Source organism: Streptomyces sp. V3I8 (assembly GCF_030817535.1).
Lineage (GTDB): Bacteria > Actinomycetota > Actinomycetes > Streptomycetales > Streptomycetaceae > Streptomyces.
Genome location: NZ_JAUSZL010000002.1, coordinates 1,170,103 through 1,180,661, shown reverse-complemented (window position 1 = coordinate 1,180,661; position 10,559 = coordinate 1,170,103). Strand labels below are relative to the sequence as shown.

General features: G+C 76.4%; 2 protein-coding genes. Both read right to left on the bottom strand.

Features of this window, described 5'->3' with window-relative positions; all coding sequences use genetic code 11:
- Nucleotides 1-9: 9 nt before the first annotated feature.
- Nucleotides 10-5,769, bottom strand: a complete 5,760-nt coding sequence (locus QFZ75_RS05380; protein WP_307534274.1) for a type I polyketide synthase — start codon at nt 5,767-5,769, stop codon at nt 10-12.
- Nucleotides 5,766-10,529 (bottom strand): SDR family NAD(P)-dependent oxidoreductase, encoded by a 4,764-nt coding sequence (locus QFZ75_RS05375; RefSeq protein ID WP_373466025.1) that lies wholly within the window; start codon nt 10,527-10,529, stop codon nt 5,766-5,768. The genes QFZ75_RS05380 and QFZ75_RS05375 overlap by 4 nt, the downstream gene beginning before the upstream one ends.
- Nucleotides 10,530-10,559: the final 30 nt, after the last annotated feature.

Sequence of the window (10,559 nt, the reverse complement as noted above, 5' to 3'; positions counted from 1 at the left end):
CCGACGGGTTCACTTCGCATGCAGGAAGCGGTTGTCGACCAGGTCGAAGAGTTCGTCGTCGGTCGCGCTCTCCAGGCCCGGGTCCGGGGCGGGCCCCGGCCCGCCGGTCAGGTGGGCCAGCAGCTCCGTCAGCCGGGTCACCGCCTGATCGCGTACCTCGTCCCGCAGATCCGTGCCGCGCAGCTGGCCGGTGAGCCGGTCGAGTCCGGCGGTGACGGCCTCTTCGGCGCGCTCCTCGTCCCCGCCGAGCAGCGTGTCCAGCCGGCCGGCGACGGCACGCGGCGTGGGGTGGTCGAAGACGAGGGTGGTCGGCAGCCGCAGCCCGCAGGCGGCGGCGAGCCGGTTGCGCAGTTCCACCGCGGTCAGCGAGTCGAAGCCCATCTCCAGGAAGCCGCGGGTCTGCGGGACGTCGTCCGCCGACCGGTGTCCCAGCACCGCCGCCGCCGTGCCGCACACCAGATCCAGCAGGACCCGTGCGCGCTCGTGGCCGGAGAGACGGTCCAGACCGTCGAGCACGGCCGGTCCGGCGTCGCCCTGCGGCCCCGGCAGGGCTGTCGGGCGCGCACCGGGACCGGCCAGCGCCCGCAGCAGCGGCGGTACGACGCCTGAGGCGGCCTGGGCGCGAAGCGCCGCGGTGCCGACCCGCAGGGGTGCCAGGACCGCCGCCCCGTCCGCCAGTGCCGCGTCGAAGAGCGCCAGGCCCTCCTCCGACGTCAGTGGCCGCATCCCGGACCGGGCGATCCGCGCGAGGTCCGCCTCGCCCAGGTGACCGGTCATCGCGCTCTGCTGCTCCCAGAAGCCCCAGGCCAGCGAGAGCGCAGGCAGGCCGCTCGCCCGGCGGCGCTCCGCCAGCGCGTCCAGGGCCGCGTTCGCCGCGGCGTACGCGCCCTGTCCGGCCGTGCCGAGCAGCCCGGCCGCCGAGGAGAACAGCACGAACGCGGAGAGGTCCAGGTGCCGGGTCAGGGCGTCGAGGTGCTGCGCCGCGTCCGTCTTCGGACGCAGCACCCGCTCCAGCCGGTCGGAGGTGACCGAGGTCAGCACCGCGTCGTCCAGTACACCGGCGGTGTGCACCACCGCGGTCAGCGGGGCGTCCGCCGGGATCCGCGCCAGCTGCGTCGCCAGGGCGTCCCGGTCGCCGACGTCGCAGGCGGCCACCTCCACGTCGGCACCGAGCGCGGACAGCTCCGGCACCAGCTCGGCGGCGCCCGCGGCGGCCGGGCCCCGACGGCTCAGCAGCAGCAGGCGCCGGGCTCCGTGGACGGTGACCAGATGACGGGCGAGCAGGGTGCCGAGCATGCCGGTGCCGCCGGTGATCAGCACGGTGCCGTCGGCGAACGGCCGCCCCTCCCGCGCCCCTTCGGGCTCCGTCGGCCCGTCGGGGCGTGCGAGGCCGGGGTGCAGCACCGTGTCGGCGCGCACCGCGATCTGGGGTTCCCCGGTGGCCAGTGCCGCGGCCAGCCGGCCGGGGGAGAGCCGACCGGTGTCGGTGTCGACCAGGACGAACCGGCCGGGGTGCTCGGTCTGGGCGGTCCGGACCAGGCCCCAGAGCGCTGCCTGCGCGTCGTCCGGGACGTCGCCCGGCCGCGCCGCCACCGCGCCGTGGGTCAGCAGCACCAGCCTGGACGCGCCGAGCCGCTCGTCGGTGAGGTACGCCTGGAGCAGGCCCAGGGAGTGCTCCAGCGTCGTACGGACGGAAGGGGCGTCGGCGTCGGCGGCGGAGGGGGAGGCGGAGGGGGAGGCGGAGGGGGAGTACGCGGCGGCGACGGCGGCCGGGGTGCAGGACACCACCACCGTGGGGGGCACCGGGCCGCCGGAACGGATGCGGCCGCTCAGCGCGGCGAGGTCGTCGTACCGGGGTGTCCCGCCGTCCGCGCGCATGTCGTCGGGCCCGTCAAGGCCGGGCACCGGTCCCAGCAGGGCGTGCCCACCGGGTGCCGCCGGCCGCCCAGCGGGCGCGGGCGTCCACGCCAGCCGGAACAGTCCCCCGCCTGCCGTGCGGGCGGCGGAGAACTGCGCGGGGTCGACCGGACGAAGGGCCAGGGAGCCCACCGAGGCCACAGGACGCCCGGACGGGTCGGTGAGCGTGAGGGACACCGCGTCCGCCCCGGCGGGCGACAGCCGGACGCGCACCGCCGACGCCCCGGTCGTGTGCAGGCAGACATCGCTCCACGAGAACGGCAGCCGGACCGCGGTCCGGCCCGCCGGTCCGGCGCCGTCCTGCGGGCCGGTCAGCGCGACACTCTGCGCGGCCGCGTCCAGCAGAGCGGGATGCAGGCCGAACGACGCGGCGCCGGAGAGCGGTTCCCCCTCCAGCCGTACCTCGGCGAGGACCGTGTCCCCGAGCCGCCAGGCCGCCCGCAGCCCCTGGAAGGCCGGCCCGTACCCGTAGCCCCGGCCGGCCAGCCGGGCGTAGTGGTCGCCGAGGTCGACCGCGACCGCGCCGTCGGGCGGCCAGGCCCCGTCCTCCGGCACAGCCGCGGCCGGCTCGTCGTCGAGGACACCGGTCGCGTGCCGGATCCAGGGCTCGTCGTCCCCGGTCCGGGAGTGCACGCTGACGGCCCAGCCCTCGTCCCGGCTCTCCGCCACCACCTGGAAGGTCGTCCCGCCCTCCGCGGACAGAGCCAGCGGCGCCTGCACGGTCAGCTCCCGTACCCGCTCCGCGCCCAGCAGCCGGCCGGCGTGCGAGGCGAGTTCGAGGAAGGCCGTGCCGGGGAACAGCACCGTGTCGTGCACGGTGTGGTCGGCGAGCCACGGCTGAGCGCGGACCGACAGCCGTCCGCTCAGCACCAGACCGTTCCCGGTCGCGGTGGCGACGACCGCCCCGACCAGGGGATGGCCGCCCGGCGCGAGCCCGGTGGCCGCGACGTCCAGGTCCGCCCCGCCGTCGGCCAGCCAGTAGCCGCGACGCTGGAAGGCGTACGTCGGGAGGTCCAGCCGGCGGGCGCCCCGGCCCGCGAACAGCCGCTCCCAGTCCAGGCGGACACCGTGGGCGTACAGCCGGCCCGCCGCCCGCAGGAATCCCTCCATGCCGTTGTCGTCACGGCGCAGCGACCCGGTGACCAGGACACCGCCGGCCCCGGCGTCCTCCACGGTCTCCTGGACCGGCACCGTCAGCACCGGATGCGGGCCGATCTCCAGGAAGACGTCGTAGCCGCCGCCGGCCAGCTCTCGGGTGACCTCGGCGAACCGGACGGGCCGGCGGAGGTTGAGGTACCAGTACTCGGACCGGTGGTCGGCGGCGTCCAGCAGGGCCCCGGTGACCGTGGAGAGGAACGCCGTGCGCGGGGAGTCCGCCGTGATCCCGGAAAGCGCGCCGAGCAGTTCGTCGCGTACCTCCTCGACCTGCGCGGAGTGCGAGGCGTAGTCCACCGGGATCCGGCGTGTCCGCACCCCGTCCGCGGCGCACCGGTCGGTCAGCTCGGCCAGCGCGGCCACGTCGCCGGACACCACCACCGACAAAGGGCTGTTGACCGCGGCCACCGAGAGCCGCGCGCCCCAGGGCGCGACCAGGGTGGCGGCCTCGGTCTCGCCCAGCGCGACCGTGACCATCCCGCCCCCGCCGGCCAGCGCGCGCAGTGCCCGGCTGCGGACGGCCACCACCCGGGCCGCGTCGGGCAGCGAGAGGGCGCCCGCCACGCAGGCAGCGGCGATCTCGCCCTGGGAGTGGCCCACCACCACGTCCGGGGTGACGCCCACCGAACGCCACAGTGCGGCCAGGGACACCATCACCGCGAAGAGCGCGGGCTGGACCACGTCCACCCGCTCCAGCCAGCTCGCGTCGGTCCCGCGCAGCACGTCCAGCAGCGACCAGTCCACGTACGGTGCCAGCGCCGCCGCGCACTCCTCCATCGTCTCGCGGAAGAGCGGGGAGGTGTCCAGCAGACCGGTGGCCATGCCGGCGAACTGCGCGCCCTGGCCCGGGAAGACGAACACGATCCGGCGCCGGGCGGCGGTGTCCGCCTCCAGCGGGCCGGGCCCCGCCCCGGCCGTGACGACCGCCGGCGACTCCTCGCCCCGGGACAGTGCCTCCAGCGCCTCCACCAGCCGGGTCCGTCCGGAGCCGACCGCGACCGCCCTGAACGGGAGGGCGGACCGGGTGGTGACAAGGGAGTGGCCGATGTCCGCCGCGGTCGCCTCCGGGTGGGCAGCTGCGTAGGCGGCCAGCCGCGCCGCCTGGTCCCGCAGCGCCTGCGCGCTGGAGGCGGACACCACCCACGGCGTCGCGGACACCGGCGCCGCGGGCACCGCCGCGGCCGTGGCGGTGCCCGGACCGCCGCCGTCCGTGCTGTCCGTGTCGTCGGAGTCGTCCGCGCCGTCCGCGGCAGGCCGGCCGCCCGCGGTGCCGGCGCCGTCGGCGGGTGGCTCGTCCGCCGTGTCGGGAGCCTGTTCCAGGATGACGTGGGCGTTGGTGCCGCTCACGCCGAAGGAGGAGACCCCGGCGCGGCGCGGGCGGCCTTCGTCGGGCCATGCGCGTTCCTCGGTGAGCAGTCGTACGGCGCCGGCCGTCCAGTCCACGTGCGGGGTCGGTTCGTCGGCGTGCAGGGTGCGCGGCAGCACGCCGTGCCGCATCGCCATCACCATCTTGATCACCCCGGCGACCCCTGAGGCGGCCTGGGTGTGCGCGATGTTGGACTTCACCGAGCCCAGCCAGAGCGGGCGGTCCGCGGGCCGGTCCCGGCCGTACGCCGCCAGCAGCGCGCGGGCCTCGATCGGATCACCCAACGTGGTCCCGGTGCCGTGCGCCTCGACCGCGTCGACTTCGGCGGGCGAGAGCCGGGCGGCGGCCAGCGCCGCCTCGATCAGCCGCTCCTGCGACGGACCGTTGGGCGCGGTCAGGCCGTTGCCGGCACCACCGTGGTTGACGGCGGAACCGCGGATCACGGCCAGCACCGGATGGCCTTCGCGCCGTGCGTCCGCCAGCCGCTCCAGCACCAGGACGCCGGCGCCCTCGCCCCAGCCGGTGCCGTCGGCCGCCGCGGCGAACGACTTGCACCGGCCGTCCGCGGCCAGGCCGCGCTGCCGGCTGAACTCCACGAAGGCGCCGGGTGTCGCCATCACGGTCACCCCGCCCGCCAGTGCCAGCGAACTCTCCCCGGAACGCAGCGAGTTGACCGCCTGGTGCAGGGCGACCAGGGAGGAGGAGCAGGCGGTGTCCACGGTCACCGCGGGGCCGGTCAGACCAAGGACGTAGGAGGTCCGGCCGGCCGCCACCGCCGCGGTGCTCCCGGTGAGCCGGTACCCGGCCACCTCGTCGTCGGGACCCACCCGCGCCGGGAACGCGTACCCCTGGTGCGTCAGTCCGGCGAAGACCCCGGTCCGGCTGCCGCGCAGCGACAGCGGATCGATGCCGGCCCGCTCCAGCGCCTCCCAGGTCACCTCCAGCCACAGCCGCTGCTGCGGGTCCATCGCCAGGGCCTCGCGCGGGTTGATCCCGAAGAACTCGGCGTCGAACCCCGACGCGTCGTCGAGGAAGGCTCCGGTACGCACATAGCTCTTGCCGGGGCGGCCCGGCTCCGGGTCGTAGAGGTCCGCCGGGTCCCAGCCCCGGCCCTCGGGCAGGTCGCCGACGACATCGGCCCCGTCCGCGACCAGCCGCCACAGGTCCTCCGGGGACGCGACCTGTCCGGGGAAGCGGCACCCCATGCCGACGATCGCGACGGGTTCGTGGTCCCGCCGCTCGACGGCGTCGAGACGGGTCCGGGTCTGTTGCAGTTCGGAGGTGACGAGTTTCAGGTACTGGCGCAGTTTGTGCTCGACAGGGCTGGTCATGAGATTCCGAGCTCCTTGTTGACGATGTCGAACATCTCGTCGTCGGTCGCCAGCAACAGGGCGTCGCCGTCGGCTCCTTCGCCGGCCGGGCCGGGCCGGTCCCACTTCCACAGCAGGGTCCGCAGGCGGGCGACGACCCGGGCGCGTGCCTCGTCGCCCGGGGACAGCGCGTCGACCGCGCTCTCCAGCCCGTCCAGTCCTGCCAGGAGCGAGCCGTCGGCCGCGCCGTCGGGACGGACGGCCGTGTGCAGGTGCCGGGCGAGGGCGGCCGGGGTGGCGTGGTCGAAGACCACCGTGGTGGGCAGGGCGAGACCGGTGGCCTCGTTGAGGCGGTTGCGCAGCGTCAGGGAGGCCATCGAGTCGAACCCGAGGTCCCTGAACGCCGACGTGGCGCGGACGTCGTCCGCCGAGCGGTGCCCGAGCGCGTCGGCGGCGTGGGTGCGGACCAGGTCGAGCAGGATCTGGGACTGTTCGTCCACGGGCAGAGCCGCGAGCCGCTCCCGCAGGGCCCCGGCGCCCGTGGGCCCGGCCTCCGTGCGCAGGGCGCGCCGCGCCTCGGGCAGGGCGGCCAGGAGTGCGTGTGAGCGGGAGCCGCCGTAGGCGGGCGCGAACCGCTCCCAGTCGAAGGCGGCGAAGGCCGTCGTGGTCTCGTCGCGGTCGAGTGCCGCCTGAAGACCGGCGAGCGCGGTGTCCGGATCCATCGGCGGGACACCGCGGCGGCGCAGGAGTTCGCCCGCGTCGGCGGCCATGCCCGCGCCGGCCCACGGACCCCAGGCGATCGAGGTCGCGGCCTGTCCGCGGGCCCGGCGGGCGCCGGCCAGGGCGTCGAGGGAGGCGTTGGCCGCCGCGTACGCCGCCTGCCCGGAGTTGCCCCACAGCCCGGCGCCGGAGGAGAACAGCACGAAGGCGTCGGGGGAACGGCCGGGGGCCGACCCGTCGAAGACGGCGTCGAGGTTCCGGGCGCCCGCCAGTTTGCCGGAGAGCACCTCGGCGAAACCGGCGAGACCGTATTCGGACAGCGGTGTCTCCCCGTGGACGGTGCCCGCCGCGTGCACGACGGTGCCGACCGGGTGCTCCGGCGGCAGTGCCGCCACGACGCGGCGCAGGGCGTCCTGGTCGGCGAGGTCGCAGGCGGCGACGGTCACCTCGGCGCCCAGCCGGGTGAGCTGGTCCTTCAGCTCGGCGGCGCCGGGGGCGTCGGGCCCGCGGCGGCCGAGCAGCAGCAGGTGCGGCACGCCCTGGGCGGCCAGCCGGCGCGCCACCTGTGCGCCGAGTCCGCCCGTGCCGCCGGTGACGACGGCGGTGCCCGTGGGCTGCCAGACCCGCCGCACCGGTGTTCCGGCGAGCGGCGAGCGCACGAGACGGCAGCCGAGCACCCTGTCGGCCCGCACGGCCAGCTGGGTCTCGCCGTCCGGTGCGGCCAGGACCGCCAGGAGCCGGCCGAGCGCGTCCTCGTCGACCGTCTCCGGCAGGTCGGCCAGGCCGCCCCAGCGCTCCGGCCATTCGAGCGCGGCCACCCGGCCGAGCCCCCAGACGGCGGCTTGCGCCGGACGCCGCACCGGGTCGGGGCCGACGGTCACCGCGCCCTGGGTGAGACACCACAGCGGGGCACCGATCCCGGCATCACCCAGGGCCTGCCCCAGCACCACCGTCGTCGCCAGGCCCCGGTCCAGGCCACCTGACGGCCTCCCGGGCCGGCTCCCGTCCGGCAGCGGCCGTTCGTCCAGGGCCAACAGGGACACCACACCCGCGGGCGGCCGGTCGGCGGCGAGTCCGCGCAGCCGGCGGGCGAGGACCGCACGGTCCGTCCCGGTCGCCGCGTCGAGGGTGAGCAGGCGGACGTCGTCCGCCCCGGCCCGCCGGCCCGCCGTGAGCAGTCCGTGCGCCGCGGCGCCGGCCGCGTCGGACGTGACGATCAGCCAGCTGCCGGAGAGCCGGGAGGCGCCGGGCACGGTCAGGGGTGTCCACTCGACGCGGTACCGGTGCTCGTCCACCCGGGCCGCCGTCCGGTCGCCGCCGGCGGCCTCCAGCCAGTACCGGGTGCGCTGGAAGGGGTAGGTCGGCAGCGGCACGGGCCGGCCGCCGCCACCGGCCAGCACCTCCGCCCAGATCACCCCGGCGCCCGGCACGGCGCCCCGGACGTGCAGGTGTCCGAGCGCCGTGAGCAGCGCCTGCTCCTCGGGTTCGTCCCGGCGCAGGGCGGCCGCGAAGACACCGCCCGCGGCGCACTCCTGGGCCATCGCCGCGAGCACCGCGTCCGGGCCCAGTTCCAGGAACGCGGTGACGCCCTCGGCCTCCAGCGTCCGGACCGCGTCGAGGAACCGCACGGTCTCCCGGGCGTGCCGCACCCAGTACTCCGGCGTGCCCAGCGCCGCGGTGTCCACCAGGTCGCCGGTGAGCGCGGACACCACCGGGATCCGCAGGGCGCTGAAGGAGACGCCGCGCACCACGGCGGCGAACTCCTCGGCCATCGCGTCCATGTGGGGCGAGTGGAACGCATGGCCGACCCGCAGCCGCTTGGTGCGGCGGCCCAGCCCGGCGAAGTGCGCCACCACGTCCGCGACCGCGTCCTCGTCCCCGGCGACCACCACCGACGAGGGCCCGTTCACCGCCGCCAGAGAGGCACGCCCGGACCGCTTCGCCAGCAGTGGCGCCACCTCCTCCTCGGTCGCCTCCACCGAGCTCATCGCGCCGCCCCGCGGCAGTGACTGCATGAGCCGGCCCCGGGCCGCGACCAGCGTGGCGGCGTCCGCGAGCGACAGCCCGCCCGCCACGTGCGCCGCGGCGAGTTCGCCGACGGAGTGACCGGAGACCGCGTCGGGCCGTACGCCCCACGACTCCACCAGCCGGTGGAGCGCGACCTCGACGGCGAACAGCGCGGGCTGCGTCCAGGCCGTCTCGCCGAGCAGCCCTTCGGTCCCCGGGGCGCCCAGGACCACGTCCCGCAGCGGCCGGTCCAGATGCCGGTCCAGCTCGGCGCAGACCGCGTCGAAGGCCTCGGCGTACACCGGGTACCGCGCGTACAGCTCGCGTCCCATGCCGGTGCGCTGCGCGCCCTGTCCGGTGAACAGGAACGCCAGACGGCCCTCGCGGACCGTGCCCCGGGACCCCGCGGCGGGTGCCCCGCCCGCCGCGAGCCTGCCCAGTTCCCGGTCCAGTGCGGCCCGGTCGGCCGCGACGACCACCGCCCGGTGCTCGAACGCCGGCCGGGTGACGGCGAGCGAGTACGCCACGTCGGCGAGGCGGAGCCCGCGGTCGTCCGCGACGTGCCGGCGCAGCCGTTCGGCCTGGTCCCGCAGCGCGCCCTCGTCCCGGCCCGACAGCAGCCACGGCAGCGGGACGTCCCCGTTCCCGGCCCGCTGCTCCCCGAGGAATCCCGCCGGGAGCTCACCGGTCCCCTCGCGGGCGGGCTCCGGGGCCTCCTCCAGGACCACATGGGCGTTGGTGCCGCTGATGCCGAAGGACGACACCCCCGCGCGGCGCGGCCGACCCGGGTCCGGCCACGGCCGGCTGCGCGTCAGCAGCTCCACCGCCCCGGCCGACCAGTCCACCTCGGTCGACGGCTCGTCGACGTGCAGGGTCCGGGGGAGTACCCGGTGCCGCAGCGCCATCACCGTCTTGATGACGCCCGCGACACCCGCCGCCGCCTGGGTGTGCCCGATGTTCGACTTCACCGAGCCGAGCCAGAGCGGGCGCCGCCGGTCCCGCCCGGCCACCGCGAGGATCGCCTGCGCCTCGATCGGGTCGCCGAGCGGGGTGCCGGTGCCGTGTCCCTCGATCGCGTCGACGTCCGCGGCGCAGAGCCCCGCGTCGTCCAGTGCCTGCCGGATCACCCGTTGCTGCGCCGGGCCGTTCGGAGCCGTCAGACCGCTGCTCGCGCCGTCCTGGTTCACCGCACTGCCGCGCACCACGGCCAGGATCCGCCGCCCGTTGCGGCGTGCGTCCGACAGCCGTTCCAGGAGCAGCACGCCGGCTCCCTCGCTCCACCCGGCTCCGTCCGCCGCGTCGGCGAAGGACTTGCAGCGCCCGTCCGGGGCGAGCCCCCGCTGCCGGCTGAACTCCACGAACGTGGACGGTGTCGCCATCACCGTCACACCCGCGGCGAGCGCCAGCGAGCACTCGCCGCGTCGCAGCGCCTGGGCCGCCAGGTGCACGGCGACCAGCGACGACGAGCACGCCGTGTCCAGCGTCACGGCGGGGCCCTCCAGGCCCAGCGTGAACGAGACCCGGCCGGAGGCGACGCTGCCCGCGCTGCCCGTGCCCACGTACCCTTCGACCTCGTCGGTGACCAGACCGGGCCGTGAGCCGTAGTCGTGGTACATCACTCCGGCGAAGACCCCGGTCCGGCTGCCGCGCAGCGACAGCGGATCGATGCCGGCCCGTTCCACCGCCTCCCAGGACGTCTCCAGCAGCAGCCGCTGCTGCGGGTCCATGGCGAGGGCCTCGCGCGGCGAGACACCGAAGAAGCCCGCGTCGAACTCGGCGGCGTCGTACAGGAACCCGCCCTCGCGGGCGTACGAGGTGCCCGGCCGGTCCGGGTCGTCGGCGAACAGCGACGCCAGGTCCCAGCCGCGGTCGCCCGGGAAGGCCGACACGGCGTCCCGGCCGTCCACGACCAGTTCCCACAGCTCTTCGGGCGAACCGACGCCGGACGGGAACCGACAGCCCATCCCGACGATCGCCACCGGCTCGGTCGCCGCCCGCGCGACGTCGCGCAGCCGTTCGTTCTCCTTCAGCGCGGCCCGCAGTGCTTCGACCACCGCTTCGGACGATGTGGTCATGATCCTGAT

Bases quoted from the DNA above. Each gene is read 5' to 3' on its own strand.
- QFZ75_RS05380 (WP_307534274.1), bottom strand. From the start codon at position 5,769: ATGACCAGCCCTGTCGAGCACAAACTGCGCCAGTACCTGAAACTCGTC.